The sequence below is a fragment of the Brevibacillus sp. BD137 genome (assembly GCF_041644655.1).
Taxonomy (GTDB): domain Bacteria; phylum Bacillota; class Bacilli; order Brevibacillales; family Brevibacillaceae; genus Brevibacillus; species Brevibacillus brevis_D.
In genome coordinates this window covers 109,758-128,809 of the sequence record NZ_JAOTNO010000005.1, presented here as the reverse complement: position 1 = coordinate 128,809, position 19,052 = coordinate 109,758, and the positions used below count along the sequence as shown (strand labels likewise).

Here is a 19,052-nt window from a genome sequence, read left to right as displayed (position 1 = left end):
GGAATTTACTTTTTATATCAGATCACTATTCTGCTTTACTGATGTCGCGGTTAAAGTACTTTTCGCTCAATTTGACGTAGGTTCCATCCTCCATCATTTGCTTGAGCACTTCGTTGATCTTGTTCAGCAATTCCGTATTTCCTTTGCGCACTGCGATTCCATGCTTGACTTCCGAGAGTGGCGACCCGCTTTTCTTGAGCTTCAAGCCTTGGGCAATGGCAATTTCCCCTACGACGCTATCTGTAATCACGACATCGTGTTTTCCTTGCTCCAAGGCACGCAGAGCAGTTACATCGCTGTCATATGTTTTGATGTTATCCGTATACTCCCTCGCCATCTTTTCGTGTGTAGTGCCGAGTGCGACTGCCACTTCTTTGCCTTTTAAGCCTTCCAGCGTGCTAATCGTCCCATCCGGGCGAACGAACAGTTGACCACCGGACAAGTAGTACGGATCTACGAAATCAACCTGCTGCTTCCGCTCTTCTGTAATCGCATGGCTGGCAATCGCTGCATCGTAGCGTCCTTCCTTTACCCCTGCGATAATACCGGAAAAAGGCGACGTGACTGGCTTTGGCTCAAGCCCCAAACGCTTGGCGATCTCATTGCCGATCTCGACATCAAATCCGGTCAATTGACCATCCTTGAAGTAGCTGAATGGCTGATATTCACCGGAAGCCGCGTATACAAATACGCCTGCCTCTTTTGTCATCGATGATGCATTTCCAGCAATAGCCCCACCCGCTTGACCTCCCGCACTGTTAGTAGATGCGCCTTGGCTACATCCGCTTACGAGTAGTGACAACGAAAATACGACCCCTGCGATTGCTTTCCATGTTTTTTTCATCTGTTCCATCCCCCAATTCTTTCTGTTCGCGCTTACATTTTTCATTACTCTACCATTTGTAAATTTTCTGAAATCATTAAAGGTGCTCCTGTATTCGTGATAACATTTTCCAAGGTGAACGGGTACATTACCTCTGTCAAAAGCAAGCCTCTTTGCGTGATCTCGATTACCGCCCGCTCCGTGATAATAAGATCGACGCAGCCCTTGGCCGTCAGCGGCAATGTGCACTCCCTGCGAATTTTTGGCTCTCCTGCCTGATTCACATGGCTCATGAGCACGATCACTTTCTTGGCGTAATAGGCCAGCTCCGCTCCTCCACCAATGCCATGAACACGTGAGCCCGGAACAATCCAGTTTGCCAAATCTCCTCGGCGATTCACCTGCAAAGCCCCGATAAACGCGGCATCCAGCTTCCTTCTTCGGATCATGCCATACGCGATGGTACTGTCGAAATACGATGCCCCCGGGACAACGGTAACAGGTGCTCCACCAGCGTTGGAAATATGCTGGTCCTCTTCTCCCTTTAACGGTGTAGGTCCGACACCCAAGATTCCATTCACCGAGTGAAACATGACTTGCCATTCATTCGGGATAAAATCAGCGACGAGCTCAGGTATCCCGATCCCCAAGTTCACAGCCATTCCGGGAGCGACCTCTTTGGCCGCGCGCCACGCAACCATATTTCGCTGATCCATTTCCAACCCCATTAGCTGTTCCCTCCACCACGAACCACGATATAATCCACAAAAATGCCAGGCGTCACGATTTTATCCGGGTCCAGCTCTCCTGCCGGAACAATCTCCTCAACCTCAACGATCGTGATATCTGCGGCCATCGCTACTAGCGGATTCAGATTTCTTGCCGCCTTGTCATAAATAAGATTTCCGTAAGTATCTGCCTGTTTCGCATAGACGATCCCTACTTCCGCGGTCAGGGCGGCTTCAATCTGACAAGTTCTTCCGGCAAAAGCAAACGGCTCTGCTCCTTCCATTCGCTCTCCTCTCACATGCGCATCCACAACGATTCCCGGAATGCCAACACCTCCTGCCCGAATCTTTTCTGCGAAAATTCCTTGTGGACAAAATGTCACTTCCAGCATCCCGTCCATCATTTGTTGACCTGCCTCGGGATTGGAGCCAATATGTGTGGTTATTAGCCGCCTCACCCGTCCATGACTGATCAGCTTTCCGATTCCGATTTCCGGATACCCCGCATCAATTCCAATGAGTGTCAAGCTTTGCACGCCTTTGTGCAAGATCGCATCAATCATGTGTGCGGGGGAGCCTATCGTGCCGAATCCGCCATACATCAGCCGGGTGCCATCCTGAACATGCTCCACTGCCTGTTCGTGCGTCACCAGTTTTGATAACATCGCATGCATTTCCTTATCTCTTATTCTTGGATAAATCGCTTACGTCCCACTATGTAATAGCAACTCTTGTGCCAAGCCTCAAAACGGCAAGAAAACGCGATCAAGCTAACAGCCATTCCGATTGACGAGTCGAAATAGACTCACTTTTGAATCGAAAAGGTAGGAAAAGTCTAACTTTTCACTCGAATCGATTTCGACTCAACTAATTTTAAATTCGACTCACTATACACGATCAATATCATCTTGTACAATCAGTTGAAAAACCAGGGAGCTACTCAACATGGAAAAAGCTGCGGAGATACTAGCACTGTCTTCTGTTGATCGTTTAATTGACATCCTGAACTCACTGGCAGATGGCATATTCATCGCTGATGCACAGGGAACTACTTTATGGTTAAACAACGCGAGTGAAAACCTGTGTGGTCTACCAAAAGCCGAACTCATCGGGCAAAACGTATCCGATCTCGAAGAAATGGGGATTTTCAGCCCTTCTGTCACCCGCTTGGTTTTGGAAACGGGAAAACCGACCACAACCATTCAGCTCGTCAATAATAAGGGAAAATTCCTAGTAACTGGACATATCATCCCGGATGAGGAGGGGAGACCAGAGCTGATCGTTTCCCACTCACGCGATATCACTGAGGCAGCCCGTGCCAGTTCACAGCTGGAAGAGACGGTCGCTTTGCTTAAGCGGTACAGCGAAGAGATTCAGCACATGAAGTGGGAAGCAAGCCAGAGCTCCTCCCAAACCTTGATTGGCAACAGCCGTTCCTATCTCGCTCTGCTGGAATTAATGAAAAAAGCAGCCCCTGTCGACACGACCGTGTTTATTACAGGAGAAACAGGTGTAGGAAAAAGCTATCTAGCGGAGCAAATCCATCAGTTAAGTGAGCGAAGAAGCGGGCCGTTTGTCCACGTCAACTGTAGCGCCATTCCCGAAACCTTGATCGAATCAGAGCTGTTCGGCTACCACAAAGGGGCCTTTACGGGGGCGAGTCACTCGGGGAAAATCGGATTAGTGAAAATGGCGGACAAAGGGACGCTTTTCTTGGATGAAATCAGTGAGCTTCCCTACCACTTGCAATCGAAATTATTGCTGCTTTTGCAAAACAAAACATTTATGCCGATCGGCGGCACGAAAACATACACGGCTGACATCCGCATCATAACAGCAACCAATGCCAACCTTCAGGAACTTGTGCGATTGGGCAAATTCAGACACGATCTGTACTATCGTCTTAATATTTTGCCAATCAATGTTCCGCCATTACGGGAGAGAAAGGACGATATTTTCCCGTTACTCCATCACAACTTACAGCGATTCAATAGCAAGCATAACCAGAAACGGCGTTTTTCCCCGGAAGTGCTGGATGTCTTGCATCAATACGAGTGGCCTGGAAATGTGCGGGAGCTGGAAAATTTGGTAGAGCGGATCGTTATTACGTCCAAGCTGGATGAAATCCAAGTCAGTGATTTGCCGGAAGAACTGCGGAGTATTCGTGAGCTGGAGGAAGGGATTCTTTCACTCGGTTCTCTTTCTCTTACAGAGCGGATGGAGAAAATTGAGATGGAATTTATTCTGCAAGCATTGCGTACACACAAAACGACTCGCAAAACAGCAGCGGGCCTCGGTATAACCCAGTCGCTGCTTATGCGGCGGATTAGAAAGTATGGGATTCAACTGGATTCTGAGGAGGAATGATTGGAAAGCTGAGTCAACATTGTGGAGGAGAAGAAAAAGCGCAGTTCTCTTCGACTCTGACACGCCCGCAAGGGGAATTGACTGTCCGTCTCCACTTCAAAAAGGGGACCGTCGAGCCAAAGCCACCCTACGGGCGGACGTTTCTCAGGGAAGAAGTGTTCGACAACCTGGTCCCCTTTTTGCAGTTCCGACTGGGTAGGCGTTGTCAAGGTCTGCGAGTCCTGCGCTTTTTCTTCTCACTAGCTTTATTGGTTCATCGGTTCCTTTTTAACTGAGGGTGCTTCAGGCATTCTTGACATAAAAAAGGAGCGCTATCTCGCAGCGCTCCTTTTCTTTCTTGGATTACTCCTCAATCTTCTTTGCTTTTTTGCCAAACCATGTATTTGCTACCAGCTCGACTACTTGCTTCGGCAAAGATTGTGGTGCTTGTATTTCTGTTCCAGCCTTGTCCACTGTGCGGTACAGCAAAGCTTTGTCATCTGCTGGGTCAGACATGGTTTGCAGTGTCCATTCGCCGATTTGTCCGGCGTTTGTCCACTCCTCGATCATCAGCTGATATTCCCCTGGTGCCAGCTCGATGTAATCCTCGTCTGTTACATCCACAATCGCATATCCATCATGCTCGATTTCAGCATCGTATGTATTTCCGTTCGCCGCTTCGTACAGAGCGAGCTCCTCTGGGTTATTCAAGTTTTCTGTCAGATGAGTAAAATCCGCAATCGTCACCTTAATACGCTTTTTCATTGGTACCCCTCCCGTGTTGAACACATCATTTCACACTCTACCATAACATGGTCAGCCCTGCCAATTGTCTATGAGCAGACGAACATGTTTGATTTCTTCACCATGGCCCCCTTCTGAGCCTCTCGCCGTTTCCAAAACGATGGGAAGACCTTGCAATTCGGGTGTTTGCAAAAAAGCGGCAATGGCTGCATCACCGATCATCCCTTTTCCGATGGAGGCATGCCGGTCTCGAAAGGAACCACTCGGATAAACAGAATCGTTTAGATGAACGGCCCGCAAGCTCGTAAAATAATCAAGCTCTCGCATCCGATCGGCTACTTCTTCCCAATCATTCCCTTTCCACAATCCGCTGGCAAATGCATGACACGTATCCAAACAAAAGCCTACCTTCTGTGGGTCAGCAAACAATTGTCGAACCTGCGTAAGCTCTTCGAGTGTCGTGCCCATGCGGTTGCCTTGTCCGGCATTGTTTTCGATTAACAGCTGGGCTTTTCCATTCCAGCCATCCAGTATTTGATTGACCATCTGGATCATGATTTTGTAACCGGCAAGGACATCAGCGCCTTTATACTGGCCAAAGTGAACGACCACGCCCAACGCTCCACAAGCTTCGGCAATTTCAAGGTCATTTCGCACGGAGCCCACTGTGACGGCGAATAGTTCTTGCTCCTCGACGCAAAGATTCACCGGGTATGGCGTATGAGCAATCGACAGCATGCCGTTTTGCTGACAAAAAACACGACACCGCTCAGCATCCCGGGCATCGAATGGCTTGACGCCTAAGCTACGCGGGTTTTTCGGAAAAAATTGAAAGGATGACGCGCCTTCTTTGTATGCCGTTCTCGCCGCCTCCTCGTACCCATGACGAATACTGACATGACAACCGACTTGCAAGATAATCCCTCCTCTTACTCGCTTCTTCTCATTTTTCCCTCTGTCCTTTTTCTCAATCGAGCACTTGCACTTCCCTTTCAGATCGAATAAACTAAAATTAAACCGAACGTTCAGTCTAGATTAAGGAGCATTTCAATCATGTCAAAGCGCCGTCTCGATGGGGAGAAAACCAAACAACATATCGTAGAGAAAGCCACCGAGTTATTTTCTCAGAAAGGCTATTCAGCCACTTCCATTGAGGACATTTGCCAAGCAACTGGAGCGAGTAAGGGCAGCCTCTATTACCACTTCAAAAACAAGGAGCAGTTGTTCCTGCATTTGCTTGAAAAGCAGTACAACGAATGGGTAGATCTATGGCAGGAAAAAGAAAAAGAATTCGAGACATCCATCGATAAACTGTACGGCTTAGCTGCTTTTTTCTTGGAGGACTTTTTGTCCCACCCTCTAAAAAAAGCAGGCGAAGAGTTCTCCGGCAGCCAGCTCGCCGATCCAGCCATTTTGGAACAAGTGCTGGAAATGCTCAGCTCCTCGTATACCCTCTATACCTCAATCTTCCAAGAAGGAATCAATCGAGGCGATTTTGCCCCATGCGATCCTGAAGAAATGGCGATGATACTGGAAGGGCTTATGAACGGAATCATTAATGTAGGTTATCAGATGGATGACGAGCGTCTTCATGCTCTGCTTAAGAGGAGCATTGACGTTTTGCTGCATGGCATTGTTGCCAAGTAGCATTTTTTTCAACTTTAATTAGACCGGACGTTCGGTATAACTTTTCGGGAGTGATATGACCTATGAAAGGTCTTTGGGGAAACAAAGTTTTTCTGACCGTCTTTATCACGGATACATTAGAAAATATCGGTATATGGATCCGTAACATGGCCTTGCTCTACTATGTAATGGAAACGAGCGGCAACAATCCGACCGCGGTATCGCTTTTGACCGCTATCGAACTCGCGCCGATCTTGGTTTTTTCGATTATTGGCGGAGCATTGGCTGATCGCTGGAATCCAAAGAGAACGATGATAGCCGGGAACCTGTTAAGCGCCCTCTCTGTTTTGGTCATCGTGTATTTGCTCTGGCAAGGGATGTGGATCGCTGTATTCTTTGCGACATTTATCTCAGCTGTCGTGTCGCAGTTTTCCCAGCCTTCTTCTGCCAAGATGTTGAAGCGCCATATTCCTGATGAGCAAATGGCAGCAGCTGTGTCTATTTCCCAAAGTACGGGTTCTATTTTTCTACTGGTTGGCCCGATTGTCGGTACCTTCTTCTTTGAACATTGGGGCATCTACCCTTCCCTGTTAACAATGGCTGGCCTATTCCTCGTCGCTGCATTGATTCTCTTGACGCTCCCTACCTCATCTGCCACTGCAACAGAGGAAGACGGAACTCTCCTTTCTGAGATTAAAGCAGGTTTTGCCTATGTAAAAAAGCGACCAGCCTTGCTCGGGATTGCCATTACCTTTTCGTGTCTGGGGCTATCCTCGGGTTTTATTAATTCGCTGGAGGTATTCGTCGTCACGGATCGTCTTTTACTCTCCAAAGAAGCCATCCAATGGTTTACCGCGTTAGACGGATTGGGTATGTTGTTGGGCGGCATTTTGGCTTCTGTTTATCTGGAGCGCATGAATAGTCGCTGGGTTATTACAGGTGGATTGATATTCTTCGCTCTCTCCGTCGCCGTGGAAGTTCTCTCTGTCTGGGTATACGTAACCGCAGCAATGCGCTTTTTCACCGGAATTGGGATGGCATTTTTACAGATTGCGATCAGTATGTTCATGATCAAGCTCGTGGATGAGGCGTATATCGGACGGGTGAGTGGAACGATTTCCCCCCTCATGGTCGGACTCATGATGGTCGGCTCCTTTGTTGCAGGTCCGCTCATGCAGATGACCTCGTTGATTACCGTATTTCTGATCGCATCTGTCATCCTTCTGATCGCTGCATGGGGATGTACGCGAATCAAGTGGGATTCGGCAGAGGTTACACCTGATGAGGCGAATCATCCTTTCGAACAAAAACAAGCGCAAACGCTATCGTAAGAGAATGCGCCCAAGCAAAAAAGCTGTCCACGAATCGGACAGCTTTTTCTAGCGAAATGCTATGTTTTCACAATGAGGAGTGGTGTTTTCGTACGATGGATCGTCTTAAACGTAACACTTCCAAGCAATGTCCCCGCAACCGCACCTTGGCCATGATGACCGAGCACAACCAGTCCAGCGTCGATTTCTTCAGCGGTCTGGCGAATCACAGTAGCTGGATCTCCAACTATGACCATGCTTTCAAAAGGAATCGATGCAGCCTCAAGCATCTCTTCGCAAGGTTTTAACGATTCACGTCCCCAGCCTTCGAGTGTATTCATGTTATCCCAGCCTACGCCATATACACCTGCGTATGTGACTGGCGGTATGACAACGGACAGAAGTGTATAGGATACATTCGGGAGGTGCTGACCCATCTCGATGGCTTTCTTCGCAGCTTCCATCGAATGATCGGAACCATCTACTGCAATGAGCACTTTATTCCAAGGGAAGCGTTTCTCATCTGTCTCCTCTGCAATGAGGAAGACCGGAACTTTGACATCGTGGAGTGTCGGATAGCTGACACTCTGCAACAGGAAGCCTGTGATTCGGCCGTAGCCATGTGTTCCCATTACGATGGCAGCATAGTCATTCGCAGCGTGCTTCGCAATGACTTCATGCGGCTCTCCGAACTCAATCTCCAATTCATACGTGATACCTGCTTCTTCTATGATCGACAGGAATTTTTTCAGATCATCTCTTGCCTCATCCAATTGATAATCTTCAACGACTTCTCGTCCCAACCTTCTGACAACATTGCGTGAAGGGAATGGCGAGATGGCATGAAGCAATGTGATATCATGCTTATTTTTGGCGTAGGCCAGCGCGAAGCGGACCGCCTGAATGGACTGCGCTGAGAAATCAACAGGAACTAGAATACGGGACATAATGACACGTCCTTCCTCTTTTTCATCTGGCAAATGTGTTGGTGTAGCTCTATGTATCCATCTGCCTTGAGTTCATTGTAGCCCCGTTGGCCCTACGTGTATGTAGGGGTATTCCCTGATCTTGATAGGGATATTCCCTGATAGGGAGTCCTATTCTTTCTATGGCCTAGTCCATGACAGCTGAGATAAAAATAGTAGGCTTTTCACTCAAATCAATGTCCGTAATCTCATGATCATCGACGATCCGCCGATTCGTCTGTTGCTCTCTTCGAATGACCCGAACGACTGGGCGCGAAGGCAAGCCTCTATTTTGGTCAATGATCACACCGATCTCTCCTGTCGACAGCTTCAGCGAGGTTCCTGTCGGATACATGGCAATCGAGCGCAAAAAGTGAATGACCATTTTATGATCAAAGCGTTTCTCTGCGAGCCCCATGACTTTTTCGCAAGCTTCATACGCAGGCAACGTCTCCTCTTCCGCTGAAAAAGGCGAGATGAGATTATCATAGTAGTTACAAATCGCAACAATCTTGGCGAAATCATGAATCTCATCGCCAGTCAGTCCTCGTGGCTGCCCACTCCCATCCACCCATTCATGATGCTGCAAAGGAACGTGGGCGGACACAATGCTCATCTCGTGTTTTTTTCGCAACAGATCAAAGCCGAGCCAGGTATGATGATTGGTTTTGCTGTTCTTTTTGTAGGCTGGTGCTTCCTTGTCGACTGACAGCTTTCCAATGTCATGCAAGAGGGCTCCGATGGCGAGCTCTTTTAATTGAGCCGTATTATAACCTAATCCTACTCCCATTACTGTCGCCATCATGCACACATTCAAGGAATGAATGTACATCGCGTTGTCGGTCGTGCGAATTTCTCCCAGATTCAAGAGCACGCGACGATTTTTCAAGGTCTCGTCGATGATACTTCCCACTGATTTTTGAATGCCCCGGACATCAAAATTTTTGCCAGTCTGCACACATGAAATCGCTTGAGATAGATTGCGGATTGCGTCCTTTCGAGTCGTTTCCGTGACGACCTCCTGCTCTTTCACTTCATCGAGCAGCGGGTCTTTGATGCTTAACATCGTGACGCCAAACCGACGCAATTTATTTATCATTCCGACAGTCAGCTGGACACCTGCATGCAAGAGCGTCAAGCCTTCGCTTGTATAAATACTTCGAGCCAAAACGTCTCCTGGCTCTACTAGGTCTACATTCACATATTTCATGGGGCCTTTCCTCCTGATTCCATCCTCCCCTGATGCTTCTTCCCTATCTTTGCTTTGGAAAAACCTGTTTCACATGATTTTGCCGAAAAAACATCCGCGGGATAAGATGCCTCACTCATTTTTCACCTGTTCCCGCCAAGACCAAGCCATGTACAAAGCCCAGAAAATTGGGTACGAGCGTCCTGATAGCCTTGTTTGTAATAATGCTCCAGCTTCTCCTCTTGACGTTCAAACCCTCGTAGAAAGGTACCCTCTGGAGGTGCGATAACAAACGCTTTGCCTTTCTTCTGCATCTCTTTGATCTGCTCTATTGCCTCATAATAGATGCGAAAATGACGAATGAATGCTTGACACAAGCGCGTACTTCTGGAAAAAAGACGCTCGACACGCGAAAGCTTTCGCATCCACTCACTTGGCGGACAAGAAGAAGTAAGCACAATAATATGCTTTTGATTGCCATCAAGCATGGACTTCATGAGAGGTACCGGATGAACGATGCCTCCATCCCATAACTTACGTCCGTTGAAGGCAACTTTTGGGGATAGAAACGGGAGACTGCATGAAGCCCGAATCACACGGAAAATATCCTCACAGTCGTCTTTCGTAAAGTAAACGGCTTCCCCAGTCGCGCAATCCGTCGTGACGACGACAAACTGTTCCTTCGCTTCGCGAAACCGATCAAAGGCGAACGGCTCCAGCTTGTTAGGCATCTCACTGAAAATAAAATCCATGCCAAACAGCGAGCGTTTCTTGATCAAATTTTTATAGTGAAAGTATCGGGGATCGCGAATGTATTTCATATGATAAATCTTGCCCAATCCGTGCTGTCTCGCCAAGTATGCCGCCCCATTGCACGCACCTGCTGATACGGCAATCACGTACGGGATGTATAGCTCCTGCTCCATGAAGTAATCCAAAACGCCAGCAGTATAAATCCCACGGCTACCTCCTCCCTGCAAAACGAGCCCGACCTTTTCCATACCTATCACCCATTTTGATGTCGTTTTATCCGTAGTATGAATGATTGCCCGATGAAACATGCAAGACCGGATCGTGCCAATCAAAAAACGACCCTCAAAAAGGGTCGCCACTCTATCGTCTTTTTTCATCATGCTGTGCTCGTCACGAATCATCGTTACGTTTTCCCAGATGGAACTCGGATTCCCGTCAACGCCTGAAACAGTACGCGCTCATACTTCCTCTCGGCATCCGGATCAGGCCGATCCAGTAGTGTTCCGAGCACCGCCCCTAGAAAGCCGAGTGGTATCGAGACCAATCCGGGATTCGTCAGTGGAAATAATGGCTCCGCACGAATAAGTCCAGCTACGGGATGCATAACAGTCGGTCCCAAAATGACAAGGACTACGGATGCCGTTAACCCTGTCAGGACGCCACAAATAGCTCCTCGCACGGTAAACCGCTTCCAATATAACGTAAACAACAGTAATGGCAAATTGGATGATGCTGCTACTGCAAACGTCAGCGCAACGAGAATCGCCACGTTCATTTTTTCTGCACCGATCGCCAGCCAAATGGAGATCACGCCCACCGCAATTGACGAAAGCTTTGCCATGGTGACCTGTTCTTTTTCCGATGCCATCCCTCGCCTGATCAGATGACTGTAGACATCATGCGCGAACGCTGAAGACGCGGAGAGCACGAGTCCTGTCACGACAGCCAATATCGTCGCAAAGGCAACGGCAGCGATATATGCCATCAAAAACTCTCCACCGAGAGCATTCGCCAAGAGCGTGACAGTCAGATTTCCCCCGAAGCCCACATTTTTCAATGCCTCGTAGCCTACAAACGTGCTCGCTCCGAAGCCGAGGAAGATCGTCATCAAATAAAAGGCGCCGATAACCCAAGTAGCGGTGTAAATCGAATTACGAGTCGTCTTTGCGTCTTTGACTGTGAACAACCGGGAGATAATATGGGGGAGTCCAGCGGTACCGAGAATCAAAGCCAAATGCAGGGAGATCGTTTCCAGCGGATCATGAAGTTGATTACCTGGCTGTAAGAACTGTTCCTGAAGAGGTGTAATCGTACTCACATGGGAAAACATTTCGGATAAGCTCCAATCAAAACGGGCAAATACGATCAGACTTAGGATCAATGTCCCTGTCAGGAGCAAGATCGCTTTAATAATCTGAACCCACGAGGTCGCCACCATCCCGCCGAACACAACGTAAAATGTCATCAGGCTCCCGACGATCAGGACCGCCGTATCGTAACGGATTCCTAATAAATAATGAATGAGGGCACCTGCCCCAACTAATTGCGCCAACATGTAAAAAATCGTAATTAATAGAGTCGTACAGGCAACAACGCCACGCAGCCAAAGACTGTCAAACCTGACGGCAATCGCGTCTGCCAGCGTATAGCGCCCCAAATTATGCAACGGCTCCGCAACTAAAAATAAAATAATCAGATAAGAGACAAAAAAGCCTATCGCATACACGAACCCGTCAAAGCCGTACATCGCAATCGTTCCCGCAATCCCCAAAAACGAGGCAGCACTCATATAATCGCCCGCAATGGCAATGCCATTTTGTAACCCGTTCAAGCGATTTCCTGCTGCATAGAAGTCTCTCGTCGTTCCTGTCTGTTTGGCAGCCGAATAAGTGATAGCCATCGTTCCAATAATGACGGCAAGGAAAAAGATGATCGTCGTCACGGACAATACCTCTCCCTTCTTGCAAAAATGAAAAAAGACCAGGGGTTAACCCCAGCCTTCTCTTCGTGGCATGAGCTTCCTATGCTTACTGTTTCTACGCTGAATCTTTCATTCCTGTATTCGCTTTCACCAAAATTTCATCGTACTTCTTATCATCACGGGAGCTGGACAACAAGGTTCCGATCCATGCTGCCAAAAACCCTAACGGGATCGAGACAATCCCCGGATTCGGCAATGGGAACAGCGCTTCGCCGACCAAAATCGCCTTTCCAGCCACAGGATTCCAAACGTTCGGACTCAAGGCAACCAGAATGAGAGCGCTGAACAGTCCGACGAGCATCCCGCTAATTGCTCCAGCCGTATTGAATCTTTTCCAGAAGATCGTGAACAAAATCACGGGTAGATTTGCACTCGCCGCTACTGCGAAAGCCAGAGCAACAAGGAAAGCCACGTTCAGATTTTGCGCAAACAAGGCGAGCAGGATAGAGACAATCGAGACGCCGACAGACGCCCATTTGGCCATCTTCATTTGTTCCTTTTCTGTTGCTTTTCCTTGGCGTAATACGTGTCCGTAAAAGTCGTGCGCAAAGGCGGATGCCGCAGTCAGCACCAGCCCAGCCACTACTGCGAGAATGGTAGCGAAGGCAACCGCAGATACGAAGGCGAACAAGAAGTTACCGCCGAGTGCTTGCGCTAGTAATGGAGCGCCCATGTTACCTGCTGGGTCCATATTGCCCGCTCCGACAAACGCTGCCGCACCGAAGCCGAGGAAGATCGTCATGACATAGAAGACACCAATGATCCACGTTGCGTACACAACCGATTTGCGAGCTGTCGTGGCATCCTTTACAGTAAAGAAACGAATCAAAATATGCGGCAATCCAGCCGTTCCGAGCACAAGCGCGAGATTCAATGAAATCGTATCGAGCCCCACTTTAAACTTATTGCCAGGATTGAGGAATTGCTCTCCCAATGGTGTCGCCAGCTTCATTTGCTCGAACATTTTCAAAAGATTAAAATCGAATTTGGCGAAAACCATCATAGAGATAATGAATGTCCCAATCATTAACAAAACGGCTTTGACGATCTGCACCCATGAGGTTGCCGTCATCCCGCCGAAGACGACGTAGATGGTCATCAATGCCCCTACGATCAATACGGAGGTCGTGTAATCCAGACCCAACAGCAGCTTGATCAAGGCGCCTGCTCCGACTAATTGCGCGATCATATAAAAAATCGAGATGGCAATCGAATTGAGAGCAGCAACACCACGAACCTTTTTATTGTCAAAACGCGCGGCTATCATATCAGCCATCGTATATTTTCCTAAATTACGCAAAGGCTCTGCTACCAAGTAGAGCACCACGAGATATGCAACAAGAAAACCGATACTGTAGAAGAAACCATCAAACCCGCTCAACGCAATCATCCCGGCAATTCCAAGAAAGGAAGCAGCGGACATGTAATCTCCCGCAATCGCAAGGCCGTTTTGCCAACCCGTCAAGCCTCCTCCAGCGGTGTAAAACTCACTTGTCGTATTCGTCTTTTTCGACGCGTAAAAGGTGATGACAAGCGTCAAAAGAACAATGACGAGAAAGAGTAAAAATGCAGTAACGTTCATTAGCCCCTCCCACCTGCCTCTCGTTTGATTTTCTCTACGAGTTGATCAAACTGCTCTGCCCGCTTGGTGTACAGGATACAGAGACCCCATGTCATGACGAACTGAGCAAAGGCAAATACCCACGCCCACGAAATGGCCCCAAACGCTGGTTGATTCAGTACGGTGAAGTAGGAGGTTAAAATCGGAAGAGTAAAGTAGAATACAAAGAAAAAAATAGAAGATGGCAAAATAAACGCTTTTTTTCTTCTCAACAGCTCTTTGAAAGTGGCTGACTGAATCACTGCTGCATAATCAACAGCATCCTTCTTCTGATCCTCGGCTTTTTTTGCCGAAGCGGATTTGCCCATAGGAACCTCCCCCTCATCAACAGAAATGTAAGCGCTTCCTACATTGTAGAGAATCCTTTTTTATCCGTGTATTTTTCTGCGTAAGATGTCGGAGAGAGTGTGTCAGTGGCAGATTTTCAACCACGATCTGCAAACCATGGATCACCTGGCTTACTCCTCGAGACGTTTGAGCAAATCCTTGGCGGAGGTCCGGGATACGGGAATACGCGGTCTTCCTTCTCCCTTCAAAATCAGGTTGTAGGCACCGTTGAACCATGGTTCGAGCTCGCTCACGAATTGAAGATTGACCAGATAGCTTTTGTGGGTACGGAAAAAGTCGTATGCAAAAAGCTTCTCCGCCAGCTGTGTCAGGGTCATCCGCGTCGAATAGGTAGCCGTTTGGGTGACGATTTGCACATATCGCTCCTCCCGCACCGCATAGACAATCGTCGTTGGATCAATGACCACTAATCGGCTGTTGTCTTCCACCAACAGCTTCGTTCGTTTTGTCTGGACAGGCTCTACTTTTGGCTTGACTAGACGCTCTCGTATTCGTTGCATCGTTTCGACCAGCCGTTTGGGCTCCGTAGGCTTAAGCAAATAATCGACGGCGTACAGCTTAAACGCATCGATGGCAAATTCCTCATACGCGGTACAAAAAACGATGAGGGGGTGCTGCTTACGCGAAGCCAGCATTCTCGCTGCTTGCGCTCCTTCCAGCTCAGGCATTTTCATATCGAGGAAGACGACATCCGGCTCGTGCACATCGACCATTTCCAACAGCTCTCGTCCATTGGTGGCATAGGGTAGCAGCTCTACGTCTCCTTCTTGAAGCAGTAAATAGCTCAGTTCTTCGCGTGCTAGTCGCTCGTCTTCTGCAATCATGACGCGTATTGGCATCAGGCACTCACCTCTTTTGTAATCGGAATCGTAAAGGTAATCAAACTACCGCCTTCTTGTTTATTGGCAAAATGAAGTTGGGCCTCTTGTCCACACAAGCTGATCAGGCGTTGGTTGACATTATGAATGCCAATTCCATTGCCCTCCTTACTCTCCATTGGCAACTTTCCGAGAACTGGCAGCAAGTTGTCGGGAAAGCCTTGGCCATTATCTTCGATTTGAAAAACAACGTGCACATCCTGCCGTTTCACATGGAGAATGATCTCACCGCCGTTCGTGATGTCGCGAACACCATGCTGAATACAGTTTTCAAATAACGGCTGCAGCGTGCCAGGAGGAATAAGCGCTTCCTCTACCCCCGCCTCGATGATGGTGCGAACGGCGAATTGCTCGGAAAATCTTATCTTGATAATTTCCAAATAAGCATGCAGGTGATCCAACTCCTGTCTCACGGTGACAAGCGGACTTGCTGTGAGCTTCAGGTTAAAACGCATGAACACGCCAAGCTGAATGGTCATATGCCGGGCTAGCTGCGGATCAATTCGTATCAAGGTCACAATTGAATTCAGCGTGTTAAACAAAAAGTGTGGTTGAATCTGTGCCTGCAGCATTCGCAACTCAGCATCCTTCATCAAGCCTTTCATTTGCTCCGTGAGAGATAGGGTCAATTGATTGGAGATCAGGTTGCCAAGCCCTTTTGCTAATGCCTCCTGAACTTTTCCTATTTGTTGCGGCCTCCGATAATAGAGTTTGATCAGACCAACGACGCTGTCCCCCTCTTTAATCGGCACGAGAATCGCTGCATGCAGGCTACAATTTTTACGCTTGCACCCGACGGTCTCTCGCGTCAATCCCTTGTCGATTCCACCGCTATACAGAGCCCGCTTATCGAGTTCACTATGGAGCGCTTCTCCCGGATGATGATGATCAGCCCCCACTCCAACGTGCGCAAGAAGCCGTTCCCGATTTGTTACTGCAACGGCGGCTGCTTTCGTTTCTTTTTGTAAGACAAGGGCTGCTGACTGAGCTGTCTGGGGTGTAAGCCCCCTTTTTAAGTGCGGCAAAATTCTTTCCGCTATCGTAAAGGAACGCTCCGCTTCAATGGCAGCGGAACGCTCTGCCTCTTGCAAAGCAACCCGTATCATCGTCGTAAAAATCGCAATCGAAACACTGTTTGTCAGTACCATCGGAATCCCGATCACGTTGACCATGGTTCGCGCCAGCTCGGGCGGAGCGGCCATGATCAATAAAAGCGACATCTGAATAATGGGCGCGAACATGCCGATAAACATGGCTTTGGACGGAGAAATAACCCGCTCCTGCGAGAAAAAACGCGCTACGTATCCTGCCAGTAATCCTGTGATCGGGATCGACAAGCCCATCGGTGCTGCGGCGAATCCTCCCAATTGAAAGACATGAAGCCCAGCAATGACACCTGCCCCCAGGCCAACGAGAGGCCCCCCTAGCAAACCTCCGATGACGACCCCTACCAGCGTAGAAGTGGCGATTATTTCATCATGCGACAAATGAAAAATCCAAAATGCAGGGAGATAGCTCTCTCCTTGTACAACCACTCCTGCATATGTACCCGCAATCCCAAACAACCCGAACATGACGGAAAATGCGATTGACGTCCCTACGTGCAATTCGCGGTCTAAAAGCTGGCGAAACAACGGTGTCCTTGTCAAAATAAATGCCAGCGTCAAAAGAATGCCCATTCTTTCAATGAGCAATAACGTGAGATTATCCACCGCAGCCTCCCTTAGTTTAAATCTTCTATAAATTCCGCGTATTATCCTCAATTCCCTGCTGGACAGACAACCGCGCTAGGCTGATTGCATACGCTGTGTGTGCAATGCTTCAGGAGAAGGGTGATTATGCCATGTGTGGAATTGTAGGATGGATTGATTGGGAAAAGGACTTATCTGGTGAACGTGATATGCTGCAAAAAATGACCCAATGCCTCAAGGATCGAGGCCCTGATGCAGAAGGCTTTTGGCTGACTCCTCGCGCGGCCCTCGGTCATCGTCGCCTTGTAGTCGTTGATCCTGCTGGCGGACAGCAGCCTATGTCAGCTCTCAAAAACGAACATGCCTGCACCATGATTTACAATGGTGAATTGTATAATACCGAGGATTTGCGAGCTGAACTGCTTGCTTGCGGACATACTTTTCAATCTCACTCGGATACGGAGGTGCTTTTGCACACGTATTTGGAGTGGGGCCCAGATTGTCTGTCAAAGCTAAACGGCATCTTCGCTTTTGCGATCTGGGACGAACGGGAACAAAGATTATTTGTCGGCCGTGACCGTATGGGGGTTAAGCCGCTGTTTTATGCGCAAAGAGGCAGTTCATTTCTGCTTGCTTCCGAGCTAAAAGCCTTGCTCGCTCACCCCGAAGTCAAGCCAGAGCTCTCTCGTGAAGGCTTGGCAGAGGTTTTCGGAATCAGTCCCGCTCGTACGCCTGGCCATGGAGTTTTTCACAACGTACACGAGGTTCGGCCCGGTGCTTATCTGTTGGTGACTCGTGATGGCGTCAAGCAAAAACGTTACTGGCAGCTCAAAAGCCACCCACATACGGATGACTTGGAGACAACTGCTGAACGTGTCAGGGAGCTAGTCACGGATTCGATTGAACGCCAATTGGTTGCGGATGTGCCCGTTTCGACCCTCTTGTCAGGCGGGTTGGACTCGAGCATTATTACAGCTGTTGCGGCAGATCATTTTCAAAAAACAGGCCGCGGAACTCTGCACAGCTACTCTATCGATTACGTCGACAACCGAAAACATTTCAAGGCGAGTGCTTTTCAACCGAATGAGGATGAACCTTATGTGCAACTCGTTACAAAGTTTCTTGGAACCGAGCACCACACGATTAAGTTCGACACTGACGATTTGATCGACTCCTTGAAAACTGCGACACTTGCCCGCGACTTGCCGGGGATGGCTGATGTGGATGCGTCCCTTTACCTGTTTTGCCGCGAAATAAAAAAAGAGACGACCGTCGTCCTCTCTGGAGAATGCGCAGATGAAGTATTTGGCGGGTATCCGTGGTTTCATCGTGAGGAACTGCTGCATGCCGGAACGTTTCCTTGGTCGAGAGTGACGAAAGAACGTGCCTCCTGGCTATCACCTGAGCTTCGTGATTGGGTCAAACCCGAGGAATACGTTGCCATGCGATATGAGGAATCTCTCGATGAAGTCCCGCATCTTCCGGGCGAAGACCCGATTGAAGCGCGCCGTCGGGAAATGTTTTATTTGAATATTACGTGGTTCATGAACACGCTGTTGGATCGCAAAGACCGAATGAGTATGGCAGCCAGTCTGGAAGCGCGCGTCCCGTTTTGCGACCACCGCATCGTGGAATATGTCTGGAACATCCCATGGGAAATGAAAATGCACGGGAATCGGGAAAAAGGAATTTTGCGAAAAGCCATGGAAGGAATCTTGCCTGATGCGGTTTTGTATCGCAAGAAAAGCCCGTACCCGAAAACGCACAATCCCGCCTATACGGAAGCCGTTCGCTCTTGGCTGCTGGATATCATAAACGACTCTTCCTCTCCACTGCTTCAACTGGTAGATGTTCCAACGATTCGAAAAATTGCCGAGTCAGATGCCCAGGCTTCGAGCATTCCGTTTTTCGGTCAGCTCATGAGTACCCCTCAGTTGTTCGCCTATCTCGGGCAGCTAGATTATTGGCTGCGGGAGTACCGCGTTTCCATTCGTACGTAACGGCATAACAAAAGCTCCTCGCCCCTTATGTTTCGGGGGAATTGAGGAG

18 protein-coding genes are annotated in these 19,052 nt (G+C 48.6%); 5 read left to right on the top strand and 13 right to left on the bottom strand.

Annotated features, from left to right (window positions below):
- Window positions 1-25: 25 nt before the first annotated feature.
- Genes ODZ53_RS13210 through ODZ53_RS13200 form a run of 3 tightly spaced genes read right to left on the bottom strand, consistent with a single transcriptional unit; the run spans window position 26 to window position 2,216 of the window.
- The gene (locus ODZ53_RS13210) at window positions 26-844 is read right to left on the bottom strand and encodes an ABC transporter substrate-binding protein (RefSeq protein WP_372677601.1); all 819 of its coding nucleotides are present in this window, start codon (window positions 842-844) and stop codon (window positions 26-28) included.
- A gap of 44 nt (window positions 845-888) precedes the next feature.
- Window positions 889-1,551 carry a 3-oxoacid CoA-transferase subunit B gene (locus ODZ53_RS13205; protein WP_064199796.1) on the bottom strand — a complete coding sequence of 221 codons (663 nt, stop codon included), beginning with the start codon at window positions 1,549-1,551 and terminating at the stop codon, window positions 889-891.
- Window positions 1,551-2,216, bottom strand: a complete 666-nt coding sequence (locus ODZ53_RS13200; RefSeq protein ID WP_081437295.1) for a CoA transferase subunit A — start codon at window positions 2,214-2,216, stop codon at window positions 1,551-1,553. Before ODZ53_RS13200 ends, ODZ53_RS13205 begins: the two co-directional genes overlap by 1 nt.
- A gap of 280 nt (window positions 2,217-2,496) precedes the next feature.
- Between ODZ53_RS13200 and ODZ53_RS13195 the strand changes: the two genes are divergently transcribed.
- Both ODZ53_RS13195 and ODZ53_RS13190 read left to right on the top strand, forming a co-directional pair.
- Window positions 2,497-3,918, top strand: a complete 1,422-nt coding sequence (locus ODZ53_RS13195) for a sigma-54 interaction domain-containing protein (RefSeq protein ID WP_372677599.1) — start codon at window positions 2,497-2,499, stop codon at window positions 3,916-3,918.
- Window positions 3,915-4,193: a hypothetical protein gene (locus tag ODZ53_RS13190; protein WP_372677597.1), complete on the top strand. Its 279-nt coding sequence runs from the start codon at window positions 3,915-3,917 to the stop codon at window positions 4,191-4,193. The genes ODZ53_RS13195 and ODZ53_RS13190 overlap by 4 nt, the downstream gene beginning before the upstream one ends.
- 67 nt (window positions 4,194-4,260) lie before the next feature.
- Here ODZ53_RS13190 and ODZ53_RS13185 read toward each other — a convergent pair whose 3' ends face one another.
- On the bottom strand, window positions 4,261-4,662 hold the full coding sequence (locus ODZ53_RS13185; RefSeq protein WP_017247868.1) for a hypothetical protein: 402 nt from the start codon (window positions 4,660-4,662) through the stop codon (window positions 4,261-4,263).
- Between the two features lie 51 nt (window positions 4,663-4,713).
- Window positions 4,714-5,556, bottom strand: a complete 843-nt coding sequence (locus tag ODZ53_RS13180; protein WP_372677595.1) for a deoxyribonuclease IV — start codon at window positions 5,554-5,556, stop codon at window positions 4,714-4,716.
- A 138-nt stretch (window positions 5,557-5,694) separates the two neighbouring features.
- Here ODZ53_RS13180 and ODZ53_RS13175 point away from each other — a divergent pair, with 138 nt between their 5' ends.
- Both ODZ53_RS13175 and ODZ53_RS13170 read left to right on the top strand, forming a co-directional pair.
- Window positions 5,695-6,288 carry a TetR/AcrR family transcriptional regulator gene (locus tag ODZ53_RS13175; protein WP_064199792.1) on the top strand — a complete coding sequence of 198 codons (594 nt, stop codon included), beginning with the start codon at window positions 5,695-5,697 and terminating at the stop codon, window positions 6,286-6,288.
- Window positions 6,289-6,350: 62 nt separating this feature from the next.
- Entirely contained in the window at window positions 6,351-7,598 is a 1,248-nt protein-coding gene (locus ODZ53_RS13170) for an MFS transporter (protein ID WP_372677593.1), read from the top strand.
- A 59-nt stretch (window positions 7,599-7,657) separates the two neighbouring features.
- On the opposite strand, the gene ODZ53_RS13165 is transcribed toward ODZ53_RS13170, so the two are convergent.
- The 8 genes from ODZ53_RS13165 to ODZ53_RS13130 form a co-directional block, all read right to left on the bottom strand.
- The gene (locus ODZ53_RS13165; RefSeq protein WP_372677591.1) at window positions 7,658-8,524 is read right to left on the bottom strand and encodes a universal stress protein; all 867 of its coding nucleotides are present in this window, start codon (window positions 8,522-8,524) and stop codon (window positions 7,658-7,660) included.
- A 166-nt stretch (window positions 8,525-8,690) separates the two neighbouring features.
- Window positions 8,691-9,752 (bottom strand): HD-GYP domain-containing protein, encoded by a 1,062-nt coding sequence (locus tag ODZ53_RS13160; RefSeq protein WP_142496305.1) that lies wholly within the window; start codon window positions 9,750-9,752, stop codon window positions 8,691-8,693.
- A gap of 122 nt (window positions 9,753-9,874) precedes the next feature.
- Window positions 9,875-10,885 carry a patatin-like phospholipase family protein gene (locus ODZ53_RS13155; protein WP_372677589.1) on the bottom strand — a complete coding sequence of 337 codons (1,011 nt, stop codon included), beginning with the start codon at window positions 10,883-10,885 and terminating at the stop codon, window positions 9,875-9,877.
- 2 nt (window positions 10,886-10,887) lie between these two features.
- Entirely contained in the window at window positions 10,888-12,432 is a 1,545-nt protein-coding gene (locus ODZ53_RS13150) for a solute symporter family protein (protein WP_372677587.1), read from the bottom strand.
- An 88-nt stretch (window positions 12,433-12,520) separates the two neighbouring features.
- Window positions 12,521-14,047: a solute symporter family protein gene (locus ODZ53_RS13145; protein ID WP_012685884.1), complete on the bottom strand. Its 1,527-nt coding sequence runs from the start codon at window positions 14,045-14,047 to the stop codon at window positions 12,521-12,523.
- On the bottom strand, window positions 14,047-14,394 hold the full coding sequence (locus ODZ53_RS13140; RefSeq protein ID WP_012685883.1) for a DUF485 domain-containing protein: 348 nt from the start codon (window positions 14,392-14,394) through the stop codon (window positions 14,047-14,049). Before ODZ53_RS13140 ends, ODZ53_RS13145 begins: the two co-directional genes overlap by 1 nt.
- A 150-nt stretch (window positions 14,395-14,544) precedes the next feature.
- Complete coding sequence (locus tag ODZ53_RS13135) at window positions 14,545-15,273, bottom strand: LytR/AlgR family response regulator transcription factor (protein ID WP_012685882.1); 729 nt, start codon at window positions 15,271-15,273, stop codon at window positions 14,545-14,547.
- Window positions 15,273-17,024 (bottom strand): LytS/YhcK type 5TM receptor domain-containing protein, encoded by a 1,752-nt coding sequence (locus tag ODZ53_RS13130; RefSeq protein ID WP_372677584.1) that lies wholly within the window; start codon window positions 17,022-17,024, stop codon window positions 15,273-15,275. The genes ODZ53_RS13135 and ODZ53_RS13130 overlap by 1 nt, the downstream gene beginning before the upstream one ends.
- 131 nt (window positions 17,025-17,155) lie before the next feature.
- On the opposite strand from ODZ53_RS13130, the gene asnB reads away from it, so the two are divergent.
- Window positions 17,156-19,003, top strand: coding sequence for an asparagine synthase (glutamine-hydrolyzing) (gene asnB, locus ODZ53_RS13125; protein WP_372677582.1), 1,848 nt, complete (start codon window positions 17,156-17,158; stop codon window positions 19,001-19,003).
- Window positions 19,004-19,052 lie beyond the last annotated feature (49 nt).